This is a genomic window from Mycolicibacter terrae, assembly GCF_010727125.1.
GTDB classification, from domain to species: domain Bacteria; phylum Actinomycetota; class Actinomycetes; order Mycobacteriales; family Mycobacteriaceae; genus Mycobacterium; species Mycobacterium terrae.
In genome coordinates this window covers 1-13,342 of sequence record NZ_AP022564.1, presented here as the reverse complement: position 1 = coordinate 13,342, position 13,342 = coordinate 1, and the positions used below count along the sequence as shown (strand labels likewise).

Sequence of the window (13,342 nt, the reverse complement as noted above, 5' to 3'; positions counted from 1 at the left end):
GCGATGGATCGGAAACGGCCGGGAACCGTCATCCCAGCGAGGCCAGCGCGCGCACCAGCTGGTCGATCTCCGCGGCCGTCGAGTAGTGGCTCAGCCCGACCGTGACCGCGCCGCCGATGTCGTTGACGCCGATGACGTCCAGCACCCGCGACCCGGCGTTGGCGATCGCCAGCACGCCGTTGTCGGCCAACCGCTGCACCACCCGTTCGGCGGGTACCTTCTGCACCGCGAAACTGACCACCGGAATGCGGACCTCCGGCTGACCGATCATCATAACCAGCGGCAGCGACTGCAGTGAACCGACCAGATAGTCGAACAGCCGGTTCAGATACTGCCCGGCCGACTGCATGGAGATCGCCAGCCGCTCGGGCCGGCTGCCCCGGCGGACTCGTCGAGCGAGGCCAGGTATTCGACGCTGGCCACCACCCCGGCCAGCAGGCCGAACTGGTGCAGGCCGACCTCCAGCCGCGCCGGGCCCACGGCGTGCGGGTTCAGCGACACCGACCCGAACGTGTCGATCAGCGCCGGGTCGCGGAACACCAGCGCACCCACCGGCGGCCGCCCCAGGCGGCCGCGTTGAGGGCCACCACGTCACCCTCGACGTCGTTGATGTCGATCAGCTGATACGGCGCCGCCGCGCAGTGGTCGATCACGGTCACCCGCCCACGTCGTGGACCAGCTTGGTGACCGGCCGCAGGTCGGTGACCGTGCCCAGCACGCCCGACGCCGAGGTGACGGCCACCAGCCGGGTCGACGGGTGATCAGGTTCTCCCACTGCCAGCTCGGCAGCTCCCCGGTCTCGATGTCCACCTCGGCCCATTTGAGCTTGGCGCCGTAGCGGTTGGCGGCGCGCACCCAGGCGCGATGTTGGCCTCGTCGTCGAGTCGGCTGACCACCGTCTCGTAGCCCAGGCTCACCCGCGACGACGCGGCATCGGCCAGCGCGTTCAGCAGCACCGCCCGGTCGGGGCCCAGCACCACCCCGGCGGGATCGCCGCCGACCAGATCGGCCACCGCCTGGCGTGCCGCGACCAGCACGGCGGCACTGCGCCGGGCCGCCGGGTGCGGTCCCGACGCCGTCGCCAACGAGCCGCGGAACGCGGTCGACACCGTGGTCGCCACCGAGTCCGGGATCAACATGCCCGTAGGAGCGTCGAAGTGCACCCACCGTCACCGAGGGTCGGGTGCAGTCCGCACACCCTGGCGACATCGAAGGCCATGTCAGCCACCTTAGAACTACTCAAGATCGGGTGATCGGTGAAAGTATCGGATAACCGGATAGCTCCCCCGCCGCGCTGAGCCGTGTCACCTTGGCAGACATACTAGTGCAGTGCTTCTCGGGTTCGGAATGGCTGCCGCGCTGCTGCTGCTGGTCCTGCCGGGGACACTCGTCGCCGCCGCAGCGCGGCTGAGCTGGCCAGTGGCGATCACGGTCGGTCCCGCGCTGACTTACGGGCTGGTCGGCCTGGCCATCGTGCCGTTCGGCGCGTGGGGAATCCCCTGGAACGCGGGCACCGCACTGGTCACGCTGGTGCTGGTCGGCGCGCTGGTCGGCGGACTGGCCAGAGGTATTCGGGGGTGGCTGGACCGCCGTCCCGGCATCCACGTGGCCGCACCGACGGCCGCGGCCGGACGCCGGCGGTGGCGGCCGGGGTATTGCTGGGCATGCTGCTGATCGGCTGGGCGGCGGTGCGGGGCCTTCCGGATTGGCAGAGCATTCCCAGCACCTGGGACGCGGTCTGGCACGCCAACACCGTCCGCTTCATCCTCGACACCGGCCAGGCCTCGCCGACCCACATGGGTGAACTGCGCAACGTCGAGACCCACGCTCCGCTCTACTACCCGTCGGCGTTTCACGCGCTGACCGCGGTGCTGTGCCAGCTGACCGGCGCGGCACCCACCACCGGTTTCACCCTGGCCGGCCTGGCCGCCTCGGTGTGGCTGTTCCCGATCAGCGCCGCACTGCTCACCTGGAATCTGCTGAAGCGAGTCACCACCACCCGGCGCACCGCGGTCTCGGCGGCGACCGCCGCGGCGCTGTCGGCGTCGTTCACCGCGCTGCCCTACGTCGAGTTCGGTACCGCGGCCATGCCCAACCTGGTGGCCTACGGGCTGGTGGTGCCGACGTTCACGCTGATCACCTCGGTGCGCACCCTGCGGGACCGTATTCCGGTGGCGGTGCTGGCGCTGGTCGGGTCTTCTCGGTGCATCTGACCGGGGGCGTGGTGACGGTGTTGCTGGTGGCGGCGTGGTGGCTGTGTCCGCGGGACGGGGCTCTGTGGAACCCGTTGCGCAGCAAGCGCCGCGACACCCTGGCGCTGGCCGCCGTCTTGGTGCCGACCGCTCTGCTGCTGTTGCCGCAGTTGCTGAGCGTGCGCAAACAGGCCGAGATCATCGCCGGGCACTCGTTTCTGACCCATGAGGGCCGCAAATCCGGGCTGCGCGACGCTGCTGCTGCACACCCGCCACCTCAACGACTTCCCGATCCAGTACACCCTGGTCGGCCTGACCGCCGTCGGCCTGGCGCTGCTGGCCGTCCGCAAGGTGTGGTGGCCGCTGGCGCTGTGGGCGGTGCTGGTGGTGGGGGTGGTGCACTCCTCGGCACCGTTCGGCGGCCCGGCCGGCGCCGTCGTCGGCCGGTTCACCGACCTGTTCTACAGCGACCCCCGCCGGATCATGGCGGCGATGACGCTGCTGCTGATCCCGATGGCCGGCATCGGGCTGGCAGCGCTGGTCTCACTCGTCGCGCGGGGCCGCCTTCAGGGCGTGCTGACCGGGGCGCTGCTGGTCGGGGCGACGGTGGGGCTGGCCTGGCACTACCTGCCGCGGCACGCCTTTCTGTTCGGCGACAAGTACGACTCGGTGATGGTCGATGCCCGCGACCTGGAGGCCTTCGCTTATCTGGCCGCGCTGCCCGGGGCCCGCGACACCGTGATCGGCAACGCCAATGTCGACGGCAGCGCCTGGATGTACGCCGTCGCCGACCTGCACCCGCTGTGGACGCACTACGACTACCCCCAGCAGCAGGGGCCCGGACCGCAGCGGTTCATTTTCTGGGCCTACGCCGACGACGCCGACACCGATCCGCGGGTGGCGCAGGCCATCCACGCCCTCAACATCCGTTACGTGCTGATCAGCAGCCCCGGTGCGCGGGTTCAGTCTGCCCGACGGGTTAGTGTCACTGGAGAAATCGCGGTCCTGGGCCAAGATCTACGACAATGGCGGGGCCAGCATCTACGAATGGCAGGGAGGCGGGGACGTTGAGCACGGGCAGTAGCAGCGCGGACGGCTCAGACGACATCGAGATCATCAGCGGCGGGGACCCGCGGCTGCTGTCGGCCGGGGCGTCGAGAGAGCCCGACGCCGACGCCGACGAGCAGTCGCTGACCGACCTGATCGAGCAGCCCGCCAAGGTGATGCGGATCGGCACCATGATCAAGCAGCTGCTCGAGGAGGTGCGCTCGGCCCCGCTGGACGACGCCAGCCGGGTGCGGTTGCGTGAGGTGCACGCCGCCAGCATCCGCGAGCTCGAGGCAGCCTGGCCCCGGAGCTGCGCGAGGCTGGACCGGCTGACGCTGCCGCTGCGCGGACGCCACCCGTCGGACGCCGAGCTGCGGATCGCCCAGGCCCAGCTGGTGGGCTGGCTGGAAGGGCTGTTCCACGGCATCCAGACCGCCCTGTTCGCCCAGCAGATGGCCGCCCGCGCGCAGCTGGAGCAGATGCGCCACGGCGCGTTGCCGCCAGCGCCCACCGCCGGCGGGCACAGCAGGCAGGGCCACACCGGCGCCGGCCAATACCTGTAGCCGCCTTGTCCGCCACCGATCCACGAATCGAGACCCACGACGCTTGGGTTGAGTTCCCCATCTTCGACGCCAAGTCGCGGTCGTTGAAGAAGGCGTTCCTCGGCAAGGCCGGCGGCGCGATCGGGCGCAACAACTCCAACGTGGTGGTCGTCGAGGCGCTGCGCGACATCACCATGTCACTCTCACTCGGGGACCGGGTGGGTCTGGTGGGGCACAACGGCGCCGGCAAATCCACACTGCTGCGGCTGCTTTCGGGCATCTACGAGCCGACCCGGGGATCGGCGAGCGTGGTCGGCCGGGTGGCGCCGGTGTTCGACCTCGGTGTCGGAATGGACCCGGAGATCTCCGGCTACGAGAACATCATCATCCGCGGCCTGTTCCTCGGCCAGACCCGCAAGCAGATGGCCGCCAAGGTCGACGAGATCGCCGAATTCACCGAACTGGGCGACTATCTGGCGATGCCGCTGCGCACCTACTCCACCGGCATGCGGGTGCGCTGGCGATGGGAGTGGTCACCAGTATCGACCCGGAGATCCTGCTGCTGGATGAGGGCATCGGCGCGGTGGACGCCGAGTTTTTGAAGAAGGCCCAGACCCGGCTGCAGAAGCTGGTGGAGCGCTCCGGAATCCTGGTGTTCGCCAGCCACTCCAATGAGTTTCTGGCCCGGCTGTGCAAGACCGCGATGTGGATCGACCACGGCACGATCAAGATGACCGGCGGGATCGAGGACGTGGTCGGCGCCTGAGGGCCCCGACGCCGCCCGGCACGTGCGCGAGGTGCTCGCCGAGACCCAGGCCGGGGACACCGCGTGACCGAAACCGTCTACACGGTCGTCGTCACGCCGGGTCGATCAGCTGGCCGAGTCGCTCAAAGCGCTGGTGACCCAGACCCGCCCACCGGATCACGTGATCGTCGTCGACAACGACAACGATCCCGCGGTGGCCGATCTGGTGGCCGGGCAGCCGGTGCCGTGCTCCTACCTCGGATCGCAGCGAAACCTCGGGGGCGCAGGCGGTTTCGCGCTGGGCATGCTGCACGCCCTGGCGGCCGGGGCGGACTGGGTGTGGCTGGCCGACGACGACGGGAGACCGGCCGACTCCGGCGTGCTGTCGGAGCTGCTGGCCTGCGCGGCCAAGCACCACCTGGCGGAGGTTTCGCCGATGGTGTGCAACATCGACGACCCGTCCCGGCTGGCGTTCCCGCTGCGGCGCGGCCTGGTGTGGCGGCGCGAGATCAGCGAATTACGCAGTGATGCAACGCAGGATCTACTGCCCGGGATCGCGTCGCTGTTCAACGGGGCGCTGTTCACCGCCGACGCGCTGGATGCGGTGGGGGTGCCCGACCTGTTGTTCATGCGCGGCGACGAGGTGGAGATACACCGCCGGCTGGTGCGCTCCGGCCTGGCGTTCGGGACGTGTCTGAACGCGGCCTACCTGCACCCGTGCGGCTCGGCGGAGTTCAAGCCGATCCTGGCCGGGCGAATGCACCAATACCCCGATGACGCGGCCAAACGCTATTTCACCTACCGCAGCGGCTACCTGATGGCCCAGCCGGAATGCGCCGGCTGCTGGTCCAGGAGTGGCTGCGGTTCGGCTGGTTCTTCCTGGTATCACGCCGCGACCCGGCCGGGTTGATCGAATGGATCCGGCTGCGCAGGCTGGGACGTCGCGAGCAGTTCGCCAAACCCGAGGGGCAGCAATGAGTTTCACCGACGTCGCCGCGCAGTCCAAAACTTTTGCGCGGGCGTGGGCGGATCTGGTGGACGGATTCCGCCGCCGCGAGCTGTGGCTGCACCTGGGTTGGCAGGACATCAAGCAGCGCTACCGCCGCAGCGTGCTGGGCCCGTTCTGGATCACCATCGGCACCGCCACCACGGCGGTGGCGATGGGCGAACTGCTCCAAACTGTTTCACCTCGACCTGGCCGTGCACCTGCCGTACGTGACGCTGGGGCTGATCGTGTGGAACCTGCTCAACGCCGCCATCCTGGAGGGCGCCGACGTGTTCGTCGCCAACGAGGGACTGATCAAACAGCTGCCGACGCCGTTGAGCGTGCGTCTACCGGCTGGTGTGGCGGCAGATGATCCTGTTCGCCCACAACATCGTCATCTATGTGCCGATCGCCCTGATATTCCCGAAACCCTGGTCGTGGGCGGATCTTTCGGTGATCCCGGCGCTGGTGCTGATCGCGCTGAACTGCGTGTGGGTGTCACTGCTTCGGGATTCTGGCCACCCGCTACCGCGACATCGCGCCGCTGCTGTTCAGTGTGGTGCAGCTGCTGTTCTTGATGACGCCGATCATCTGGAACTACGACACGCTGCGCGCCGGGGCGCCACCCGCTGGATCAACGTCGTCGAGCTCAACCCGCTGATGCACTACCTGGAGATCGTGCGGGCTCCGCTGCTGGGCGCGCACCAGCCGCTGCGGCACTGGGCGATAGTGCTGGTGTTGACCGTGCTCGGATGGGCGGTGGCCGCGATGGTGCTGCGCCAGTTCCGGGCGCGGGTGGCCTACTGGGTGTAGCCCGGTCCGAGTCCAGGCCACATCCGTGACTTCCGTGTCGGCCGACCCGTGTTGACTCTGCGCCGGCCAGGCCGGCCTCGCACTTTCGCGTGGTGGACGCAGAATCAACAGCGGTAGGCGCTGATCACCTCAGGATCCGGGTCGAGCCCCAGGCCCGGCCCGTCCGGCACCGTGATCCGCCCGTTCCTCGGCGCCAGCGCGTCGCCGTAGATCGAGGCCTCCAGGTCGAACCAGCGCCACTCGATCATCGCGTCGGTACCGCCCAAAGCGGCGGTCACCTGAACTGCGGCGAGCAGCCCCGGCCCGTCGTAGAACGAGTGCGTCATCATCCCGACATTGCGCACGGCCGCCAGCGGAAAGACCTTGCGCAGCTCGGTGATACCGCCCATCTTGGCCGGGCTGGGCTGCACGAAGTCCACCGCGCCCGCGGTCAGCAGGCGCTCGAATTCCATGATGGTGCCGACGTTTTCGCCGGAGGCCACCGGCAATCCGGTGCTGCGGCGCAGTTCGGCCAGGCCGTCGAAGTTCTCCGGCGGCCACAGCGGCTCCTCTAAGAACAACAGTCCGAGGTCGTGCAGCTCGGCGGCGACGCCTGGGCCTGCCCCAGCGTCCAGGCACAGCCGGCGTCGACGATCAACGCGACCTCGGGCCCAGCTTCGGCGCGGGCGGCGTGCATCGCGGGCAGCGTCGACTCGTGCAGCGATCGCAGTGAATCCGGCGTCGAGGACGCGGCGTACCGCGGTGCGGACCCGGTGCGGTTCGGTGTAGCAGGCCAGGCTGGCGTAGCAGCGCATGTCCAGACCGCCCCAGCAGCCTCGAGATCGGGACGCCGGCACGCTTGCCGGCGATGTCCCACAACGCGATGTCGACCGCCGACAGCGCGTAGGTGATCGCGCCGCCGCGCCCGAAGACGTGCAGCTTGCGTTGCACGTGGTCCATCAGCGCCGCGATGTCGGCAGTGCCGTGGCCGAGACAGAGCGGCGCGACAAGGTCGTCGAGCGCGCGGACGGCCAGCGCGGTGCCGTAGAGCCCGAACGCCTCGCCCCAGCCGACCACGCCGTCGTCGGTGGTCACCTTGACCAGCAACGAGTCCGCGGCGCTCAGCGTCTCACCCACAACGCGGCCCCGGGCAGGTCGGGCTTGAGCGGAATGCGCAGCGGTATCGCCTCGATTTCGGCGATGACGGCGGGCATGGTCTTCAGCGTAGGACTTAAGCTTCCCGGGTGGCCGAGACCGCTTCGACGAACACGCCCCTGCCGTTGACCACGCAGGTGTGGCGTTTCCTGGTGACCGGGGCGATGTCGGCGGTGGTGGACTTCGGGCTGTACCTGCTGCTGTACCTGGGCTTCGGCGTCACGGTCGACCTGGCCAAGGCGATCAGCTTCATCGCCGGCACCATCACCGCATATCTGATCAACCGGCGCTGGACGTTTCAGTCCTCAGCGCACACCGGCCGTTCATCGCGGTGATGGCGCTCTACACTGACGTTCGCCGTACAGGTGGGGATCAACCACCTGGTGCTGGACCTGCTCGATTACCAGCGGTGGGCGCTCCCGGTGGCCTTCGTGGCCGCGCAGGGCACCGCGACCGTCATCAACTTCATCGTGCAGCGGACGGTGATCTTCCGGGTGCGCTGAGCTACCCGCCTTCCATTCCCGGTACTCGGCGGGTGTCAGTTCCCGGCCGAAGACGGTGGCGATGGCCGGATCGTGGGCCAGGTAAGCGTCCTCGTTGCCGCGCCAGGCCTGCGCGTACCGGTAGAACGGCAACCACGGGTGCAGGTGGTGCACCAGGTGATAGGTCTGGGAGAGCATGACCGGGATCAACACCTGCTCCATGCCGACCCGGTTCCGAGTGGCGCGGTAGCGATTCTCCTGCTGCGTCTGCTCCAGCCCGTGGTGCGGCAACCAATCGAACCACCAGCCCAGGATCACCATCCCGATGCGCTGCGGGATCAGCACGGCGGCCGCGAGGATCCAGAAGTTTTCGGTGGCGATCGCGATGCAGACACCCGCGATACTCAACGAGAACACCACCGCCGTTTCGGCGACCTCAATAACGGACGGCGCCGGGAATGCCGCAGCCGCCGCTGGCTGGCGGTACCAGACGGCATAGAAGACATCCATCAGCGCCCAACGAAAGGGCAGCTGCCAGGCCAACCCGTGGGTGGCGAACATGTCCGGGTCGTTCTCGCCGTCGTTGGCGTTGCGGTGGTGCGTGAGGTGGACGTAGCTGAACGACGGCAACGAAAACGTCGGTGCGACAAAGAGCCAAACCGCCCGACCGACCACCGAGTTCACCCAGCTGGTCGAGGAGAGCGCGTGGTGCAGCGCATCGTGGGCCACCATGAACATCGCATAGACGACTGCGGTGTTGACCGCGATGGTGAGCCACGCGGGAGAACCGCCGATCGCTGCGACCGTCGAAAGGACAAAGACAATCGACGCGCCGACACCCAACGCCAGCGTGGGCCAAGCGAATTCGGGTATCGACTCGCCAGGGTTCGGGTGTCGTTGGCGTGCAACGGTTTTTGACGGCGCATGATCCAACGCATCGAGCGGCGGCATGAATCTCCTTCGATACGCAATTTTGCGAGCGCGAAATAACCTAAGGCAAATAACAGGTTACGCGGTATTGAGATTTAGTCTTCCGCACGCGCGCTTGATGTTTGGTCAAGAAGCCATCACGGTTTCGCAAACCGCCGACTACGGCGTAGCCGGGCTGTTCGCCCCGTTGGTGCCGCTCGCCGTCGTGCCGTTCGACTGCGCGCCACCGGTGTTGACGATGTTGCCGTCGGTGCCGTTGCCGCCGGTGTTGTCGGCTCCGGTGCCAGTGCCGCCGTTGCCGCCGGTCGCGGTGCCGTCGGTAGCGGTGGAGGCAGTTGCCGGGTCGGCGCCGTCATTACCGAAGGCGTCGAGCCGGCTCGACCCGCCGAGCCCGCCGGTGCCGCCGTCCAGGCCGTCACCGCCCTTGCCGCCGGTCGACGTGCCGTTGGCCAGGTTGCCCGGGTCCCCGCCGGTGGCGATGCTGGCCTTGCCGCCGTCGCCGCCGGCGCCGCCGTTGCCCGCGTCATCCGCAGTGGCGTCGCCGCCGTTACCGCCATGCGCGGTGCCGCTGGCCGTGCCACCGGGACCGCCGAGCGATCCGGTCACCTTGGAACTCTGGATGTCCGCGCTTCCGCCGTTACCACCCTGGCTACCCTCGCCAGTGGCGTTGCCGCCGTCGCCGCCGGTCGAGGGTGCCGTAGGAGTTGCCGCCCAGCGCACTGGCCTGCCCGAGCTCGCCGGACTCCAGCTCGCCCCAGCCGCCCTTGCCTCCGACGCCACCGTCGGTGCCGAGACCCGCCGTTGCCGCCCTGGGCCACCGCGTCGTTCCGCCGCCGCCGATCGACCCGCCGGCATTGTCAACGACCAGGTAGCCGGCCCCGCCGTCGCCGCCGGTGCCGTTGTCACCGAGGCCGCCGGTGCCGCCGGTGGCACTGCCGATGATGGTGCTGTCCGCGCCGGTTGCCGACGCAACGGCCGCGCCGCCCGACCGCCGGTGCCGGTGTTGTCGCCGGTCCCGCCGTCGCCGCCGACGACGGTGGTCTGGTCGATGACGGCACCGTCGGTGGCGGTGATCTCAGCGGCGCCGCCGGCGCCGCCGTTGCTCCGTTGGTGCCGGTGCCGGCGTTGCCACCGGTTGCATGGCTGTTGGTGATCGCGCTGTCCGCGCCGGTGGCGGTCAGGCTCGCGGCGCCACCGTCGGCGGTCGCGCTGGCGTTGCCGCCGGTCACCGAGCTGTGGACGATGCTGCCGCCGTCGCCGGCATTCACCGTGGCGCCGCCGCCGACGTGGTCGCCGACGTTGTCGCCGCTCTTCACCGTGACGTCCTGGACGGCACCACCGCCGTTGTTGATCAGCGTGTTGTCGGCGCCGTCCTGGCCGTTCACCGTTGGCGCCGCCGTTGGTGGCGTTACCACCGGCCACGTTGGCGCTGTCGATGGTGCTGCCCTGACCGTCGGCCTGGATGCCGCCATAGCCGCCGGTGCCGCCCTGCCGCCGACGCCGGTCAGGCTGCCGGCCCGCCGTCGCCGCCGTCACCTCCGGTCGCGGTGCTTCTGGTGACGGTGCCGCCGTCGGTCTGCTGGATGACGGCGCCACCGCCGCCACCACCGCCGCCGCCGCCCTGGCCGGCCGTCGTGCCGTCAGCAGCACCGCCGCTGCCACCGTTGCCGCCTTGACCGCCGGTCACGAGGTTGGTGTCGTCAGCGCCATTGATGGCGCCGCCATTGGCGCCGGCACCGCCGCCGCCGCCGTTGCCGGCCGTGCCGGTTCCGGCGTTGCCGTCACTGTCCACGGCCACCGCACCGCCGTTGCCGCCGGCGCCGCCGTGGCCGCCGGTGAAGCTGCCGGTACCACCGTCACCGCCGACGCCACCGTCACCGGCGGTGCCGCCGACGGTCGTGCCGCCATCACCACCGGTACCGCCGGAGGTTGCTGTAGACCGGGCTGTTCACATCGCCCACGGGTGCGCCCGTGCCCCGTTGCCGCCGTTACCGCCGGAGCCGCCGCGCCGTTCTCGGAGGAACCGCCGACGCCGCCGTTACCGCCGTGGCCGCCGGCCAGCGTGCCGAACTCACCGGTGTTGCCCTCACCGCTGGTGTTGCCACCGGCGCCGCCGTCACCACCGTTGCCCGCGGTCTGATCGCCGGTCGCGTTGGCGCCGGCACCGCCCTGGCCGCCGTAGCCGCCGTGGCCGGAGCCGTCGCCACCCTTACCGCCGGAGCCACCGTTACCGCCGGTGTTGTTGCCGCCGTCGGCGGTGGAGGTCACCGCGCCGCCGGCACCGCCACTACCACCGGTGCCGCCGTAGACGCCCTGGCCACCGGCACCACCGGTGCCGCCGTTGCCGGCCTGGTAGCCGGAGCCGCCGGTGCCGCCGCGCCGCCAGACCGCCGACCCCGTCGCGTCCTCGTGCGCCGGACTCAGGCCGTTGCCGAGCGCCGCCTCGCCGTCGCCGGACCGCGTTACCGCCAGACCACCGGCGCCGCCGTCGCCGCCGTCGCCGATGCGGCCGACGTTGCCGTCGGACCCGTCGGTGTGTCCGTCGCCGCCGCCGGTACCGCCGGTGCCGACCGTTGCACCGACCGCGCCGCCGTTACCCCGTTGCCGCCGAGACCGCCGGTGCCGCCGACGCCGTTCTGGGCAGACGGCGCGGCCACGGGCGCGGTCGGCGTTATGGTGCCGGTGCCGGGCTCAGGCGGCTCGGTCTGGTCAGGCGGCACGGGGTCGATGACGACCGAGTCGAGCCGTCGAGGTCGGTCTGGTCCATCTGTGTGGCGTCGGCGAGGGCCGGCGTGATCACCCGTTGGCGCCCTGGCCGCCGTCACCGCCGACCCACCCTTGCCGCCGTTACCGGTGTCGCCGCCGTTGCCGCCGTTGCCGTTGGTCGCGTTGCCGCCGTTACCGCCGGCACCGCCTACCGCCGTTACCGGCGTTGCCACCCGCGCCACCGGCCGTCGGGTCGAGCGAGTCGGCACCGGTGCCACCGGTACCGCCGGTGCCGCCGACACCACCGGCGCCGCCGTTACCGCCGTTGCCCGACACCGAGCCACCGGCGCCGCCGAAACCACCGTACCACCGGCACCACCGTCGAAGCCGTCGCCGCCGGCTCCGGTGCCCTCGTTGTCGAAGACCGGCCGCGCCCTCGCCCTGCGAGCCGGCGCCACCGGCGCCGCCGTTACCACCGTTGCCGTGGTCTCCACCGGCACCGCCGTTACCGCCGATGCCCCGGCCGCCGGTGTTGTCCGCATTGGGCCGTTGCCGGCGCCACCGATACCACCGTTGCCGCCGTTGCCCGAGACGGTGGTCGGGGCGTGCCGTCGGCACCGTCGGCACCGCGTTGCCCGACGTACCACCGAAGAAGCCCGGTGCTGCTGCCGGCCGCGCCACCGCCGCCGCCGACACCGACCGTGCCGAGGTTGCCACCGTTGCCGCCGGTGCCGCCGTTGCCGCCACCGACAAGGCCGGTCGGGGCTGCGTCGGCGCGGGCCAGCTCGGTGGTTTCGGCCGGCACGGCGCCGCCGCCGGAACCACCGTTGCCACCGTTGCCACCGTTGCCGGCCAGGCCAGGGCCGCCGCCGCACCACCGGCGCCGCCGTCACCGGCCACCCGCGGTGTGAATGCCGAAGAAGCCACCGGCACCGCCGTTACCGCCGGCGCCACCCGCCACCGGCACCACCGGATCCGGCGCTACCGCCGTTACCGCCCGAACCGCCGTCGCCGCCGGGACCGGTCGGGTCGACAACCAACGCGCTGATGCCTTCCTCGTTGCTGCCGGGAGGCTGCGTGTTGTCGTTGCCGTTCCGCCGGCGCCACCGTCACCACCGTTGCCGCCGACGCCACCGGCACCACCGGCGCCACCGGTACCGCCGCCGGAGGTTCCGAACAAACCGGCCGCGCCGCCGTTACCGCCGACGCCACCGGCGCCACCGGCAAAGCCATCGGTACCGTCCGTGCCGTCGGTCCCGTTGATGCCGGCCGCGCCGTCACCGCTGCCGGGAAGCTGAGCCCGGCCAGGCCGGGGTCGCCGTTCATCCGGCAGCACCGTTACGGCTCCACCGGCGCGCCGCCGCCGTTGCCGAACAGGAAGCCGGCGACACCACCATTGCCGCCGGCCGAATGGCGCCACCACCTGCGCAGCGATACCCGCGGCGCCGAACCCGCGCCGCCGTCACCGCCGTTACCCAACAGCCAACCGCCGGCACCGCCATCGCCGCCGACCATGCCGAGACCGTCGCCGCTGCCGCCGGCCCGCCGTCGCCGAGCATGCCGGCGGCAGCGCCATCGAGGTCGATCGAGCTGGCGTTGGCGAACGAGTAGAGTCCCGGCCTCGATGTCGGCCATGGTGATCACATCGCCGTCAGCGTCGGTCAGGGCCGAGCCGTCCGCACCGAGCAGATCACCGTCGGCGTCGAGAGTACGTGATTGCCGCTGCCGCCGTCACCGAACAGGGAAGCCACCCGCCGTGGCGGCGT

Annotated in this window: 12 protein-coding genes and 7 pseudogenes; 7 read left to right on the top strand and 12 right to left on the bottom strand. The window is 70.6% G+C overall.

What is annotated here, in order from left to right; translation table 11 throughout:
- Positions 1–28: 28 nt before the first annotated feature.
- Positions 29–1,219 (bottom strand): annotated as a pseudogene (locus G6N23_RS00090) (cysteine desulfurase-like protein).
- A 128-nt stretch (positions 1,220–1,347) separates the two neighbouring features.
- Between G6N23_RS00090 and G6N23_RS22520 the strand changes: the two are divergent.
- The 6 genes and pseudogenes from G6N23_RS22520 to wzm all read left to right on the top strand — a co-directional run bounded on the left by G6N23_RS22520 (position 1,348) and on the right by wzm (position 6,324).
- Positions 1,348–2,213, top strand: a pseudogene (locus G6N23_RS22520) (DUF6541 family protein).
- A 204-nt stretch (positions 2,214–2,417) separates the two neighbouring features.
- The gene (locus G6N23_RS22515) at positions 2,418–3,263 is read left to right on the top strand and encodes a DUF6541 family protein (RefSeq protein ID WP_328822096.1); all 846 of its coding nucleotides are present in this window, start codon (positions 2,418–2,420) and stop codon (positions 3,261–3,263) included.
- Positions 3,260–3,802, top strand: coding sequence for a bacterial proteasome activator family protein (locus tag G6N23_RS00080; protein ID WP_235687130.1), 543 nt, complete (start codon positions 3,260–3,262; stop codon positions 3,800–3,802). The genes G6N23_RS22515 and G6N23_RS00080 overlap by 4 nt, the downstream gene beginning before the upstream one ends.
- 5 nt (positions 3,803–3,807) lie before the next feature.
- Positions 3,808–4,614 (top strand): annotated as a pseudogene (gene wzt / locus G6N23_RS00075) (galactan export ABC transporter ATP-binding subunit Wzt/RfbE).
- Positions 4,611–5,504 (top strand): annotated as a pseudogene (glfT1, locus tag G6N23_RS00070) (galactofuranosyltransferase GlfT1). Before wzt ends, glfT1 begins: the two co-directional pseudogenes overlap by 4 nt.
- Positions 5,501–6,324, top strand: a pseudogene (gene wzm / locus G6N23_RS00065) (galactan export ABC transporter permease subunit Wzm/RfbD). Before glfT1 ends, wzm begins: the two co-directional pseudogenes overlap by 4 nt.
- A gap of 104 nt (positions 6,325–6,428) precedes the next feature.
- On the opposite strand, the gene G6N23_RS21670 reads toward wzm, so the two are convergent.
- Positions 6,429–7,028, bottom strand: coding sequence for an enolase C-terminal domain-like protein (locus tag G6N23_RS21670; RefSeq protein WP_235687144.1), 600 nt, complete (start codon positions 7,026–7,028; stop codon positions 6,429–6,431).
- A complete protein-coding gene (locus tag G6N23_RS21665; RefSeq protein ID WP_235687129.1) occupies positions 6,958–7,440 on the bottom strand; it encodes an enolase-like domain-containing protein in 483 nt (160 codons plus the stop codon). Before G6N23_RS21665 ends, G6N23_RS21670 begins: the two co-directional genes overlap by 71 nt.
- Positions 7,441–7,622: 182 nt before the next feature.
- Between G6N23_RS21665 and G6N23_RS00055 the strand changes: the two are divergent.
- A pseudogene (locus G6N23_RS00055) lies at positions 7,623–7,961 on the top strand (GtrA family protein).
- A 117-nt stretch (positions 7,962–8,078) separates the two neighbouring features.
- On the opposite strand, the pseudogene G6N23_RS00050 reads toward G6N23_RS00055, so the two are convergent.
- The 9 genes and pseudogenes from G6N23_RS00050 to G6N23_RS22290 all read right to left on the bottom strand — a co-directional run.
- A pseudogene (locus tag G6N23_RS00050) lies at positions 8,079–8,672 on the bottom strand (fatty acid desaturase); the annotation flags it as partial.
- A 357-nt stretch (positions 8,673–9,029) separates the two neighbouring features.
- The gene (locus tag G6N23_RS00045; protein ID WP_163769682.1) at positions 9,030–9,476 is read right to left on the bottom strand and encodes a hypothetical protein; all 447 of its coding nucleotides are present in this window, start codon (positions 9,474–9,476) and stop codon (positions 9,030–9,032) included.
- Between the two features lie 296 nt (positions 9,477–9,772).
- Entirely contained in the window at positions 9,773–10,255 is a 483-nt protein-coding gene (locus G6N23_RS00040) for a hypothetical protein (RefSeq protein WP_163769681.1), read from the bottom strand.
- 119 nt (positions 10,256–10,374) lie between these two features.
- Positions 10,375–10,557, bottom strand: coding sequence for a hypothetical protein (locus tag G6N23_RS00035; protein ID WP_163769680.1), 183 nt, complete (start codon positions 10,555–10,557; stop codon positions 10,375–10,377).
- Positions 10,554–11,138 carry a hypothetical protein gene (locus tag G6N23_RS00030; protein WP_163769679.1) on the bottom strand — a complete coding sequence of 195 codons (585 nt, stop codon included), beginning with the start codon at positions 11,136–11,138 and terminating at the stop codon, positions 10,554–10,556. Before G6N23_RS00030 ends, G6N23_RS00035 begins: the two co-directional genes overlap by 4 nt.
- A 194-nt stretch (positions 11,139–11,332) precedes the next feature.
- Complete coding sequence (locus tag G6N23_RS22300) at positions 11,333–11,809, bottom strand: hypothetical protein (protein WP_163769678.1); 477 nt, start codon at positions 11,807–11,809, stop codon at positions 11,333–11,335.
- Positions 11,769–12,503, bottom strand: coding sequence for a hypothetical protein (locus G6N23_RS22295; protein ID WP_163769677.1), 735 nt, complete (start codon positions 12,501–12,503; stop codon positions 11,769–11,771). The genes G6N23_RS22300 and G6N23_RS22295 overlap by 41 nt, the downstream gene beginning before the upstream one ends.
- Complete coding sequence (locus G6N23_RS00015) at positions 12,466–12,912, bottom strand: hypothetical protein (RefSeq protein ID WP_163769676.1); 447 nt, start codon at positions 12,910–12,912, stop codon at positions 12,466–12,468. The genes G6N23_RS22295 and G6N23_RS00015 overlap by 38 nt, the downstream gene beginning before the upstream one ends.
- Before the next feature lie 2 nt (positions 12,913–12,914).
- Entirely contained in the window at positions 12,915–13,211 is a 297-nt protein-coding gene (locus tag G6N23_RS22290) for a hypothetical protein (RefSeq protein WP_163769675.1), read from the bottom strand.
- Positions 13,212–13,342 lie beyond the last annotated feature (131 nt).